This window comes from Pedobacter ghigonis, from assembly GCF_903166585.1.
In the GTDB taxonomy this organism is placed as follows: domain Bacteria; phylum Bacteroidota; class Bacteroidia; order Sphingobacteriales; family Sphingobacteriaceae; genus Pedobacter; species Pedobacter ghigonis.
Genome location: NZ_CAESCM010000035.1, coordinates 1 through 1,905, shown reverse-complemented (window position 1 = coordinate 1,905; position 1,905 = coordinate 1). Strand labels below are relative to the sequence as shown.

Below are 1,905 nucleotides of genomic sequence, written 5' to 3'. Positions count from 1 at the left end.
ATCGAGTAAGAAGCAGGGGATTAGTTTCCCTGCTGTCTCCTCACACCACCGTACGTACCGTTCGGTATACGGCGGTTTGTCAGAATAACTTCGTTTGGTGTGTCGTTTTCCAATAGTAATAATTACCAAATCCGTCAAGCCCAAGCCTCAAAAAGAACTTTTTGTCAAGTGTCGTACGTAGTGTCGGGCTGTTTGCAGACCTGCAATATCCCTTGCGAGTATTGGCCAGCTGATAAGCCCTTGATTTCACTACGCCCACCTTCATCAGGTTCCTCGCTCTGCCCGTTATACCCTTCCATTGTTTCCACAACACAATCCGCAGCCTGGTTCTCATCAACTCGTCCAGTTTTTCCATGTATCCCTTTGCATTTGCAATAGAGAAGTAGTTGACCCAACCATGAATGATTTCCTTAAGCTTTGATATCCGTTGATGCAATGGAACGGGCTGACTCCGTTTGGTCTGCTCACTTATTTTCTCTTTGATCGCTCTTAGAGATTTGGATGAAATTCGCATCTTCCATCCCTCTTTGCTACCATAGAATGAAAACCCAAGCAGACTACTTTGGCTAGGCCTGCTCACCTTACTCTTCATCCTGTTAACCTTCAGTTTCAGCCCCTCTTCCAGATAGACTGAAATACCTGCCAGTACCCGCTGTGCCGATTTCCTGCTTCTTAAATAGATACTGCAATCATCAGCATAACGTACGAACCGATGCCCACGCTCTTCGAGCTTCGCATCAAGTTCGTGAAGGATCACATTTGATAATAACGGGCTTAATGGACCGCCTTGTGGCATACCTTCTCTTCTTGGGCTGACCAATCCATCCTCCATGATTCCCGCATTCAGGTAAAGACCGATAAGCTTCAATGTCCGCTTATCTTTTATCTTTAATGAGAGCAGGTATATAAGTTTGTCATGATTTACCCGGTCAAAGAATTTATCCAGGTCAAGTTCTACAATCCAGGTATAGCCTGTGTTAAGGTATTTCTGAGCCTTTAGCACTGCCTGACGGGCATTGCGATCTGGCCGAAAACCATAATTATCAGAGGAAAAGTCGCCCTCGTACTTGGGGCTCAGCCATTGAGAGATGGCCTGCTGGATCAACCGGTCAATGACCGTTGGGATGCCAAGCATCCTCTTACCTCCGCTACTTTTGGGTATCTCTACCTTTCTCACAGCGTTTGGCCGGTAATCGCCTTTTAAAATATTAGCCCGTAATGCCTGCCAGCTCGTATTCAGGTAGTCGCGAAGTTCATCGGTCTGCATACCATCAATACCACCAGCACCCTTATTGGCAGTAACCTGCCTAAAGGCTCTTTGTACATTTCGGATGTCTAATATTTCTTCAAGCATAATACTAAAAAAAAAAACTCCTTCCCAGGCATTGTGCACATTGGTTGCACGGCTCAGCTCAGCTCCTCTTATAATTTACTCTCGGATTCCGCCCTACCCTCATATAAGCAGTTCTCTAATGTGGTTCCGCTGTAAACGCTCTGCCATAAACTTCCTGTTTCCTTTGCCATCCTAACATTTGGCCCTTTCTGCATCCGAAAAAAAAAATGCAGTACTACGACCGCTGCTGACTTCTGATTGAGGCATTTAGCATCTCTACTAAATGTTTCTTCTCCTGTAATCGCGCTTACAATTGACAGAACTCATTCAGATCTCCCGGGGTAAGACAATCTACTTCCTATGGATGTGGCCTCTGTATCTACGTACTAGTCCCCGTGCAGTATTGGGCTTCTGTTTGTTTAGCAACATCACCCGGACTAAATCCGCCTCGTATACAGTTTCTGTTCGTAAGCCCCCATATTTGCCGCGGACTTCCTTCAGATTCGCAGTCACCCACGACACCCTTGTCTCTAGCTAACACTTCCTACTGCTAAGCGTGTTCGGGACTCTAA

The 1,905-nt window shown here is 46.0% G+C and carries 1 protein-coding gene; it reads right to left on the bottom strand.

Going from position 1 to position 1,905, the window contains the following annotated elements:
- Positions 1-79: 79 nt before the first annotated feature.
- Complete coding sequence (gene ltrA / locus HWV58_RS24215; RefSeq protein ID WP_217707067.1) at positions 80-1,354, bottom strand: group II intron reverse transcriptase/maturase; 1,275 nt, start codon at positions 1,352-1,354, stop codon at positions 80-82.
- Positions 1,355-1,905 lie beyond the last annotated feature (551 nt).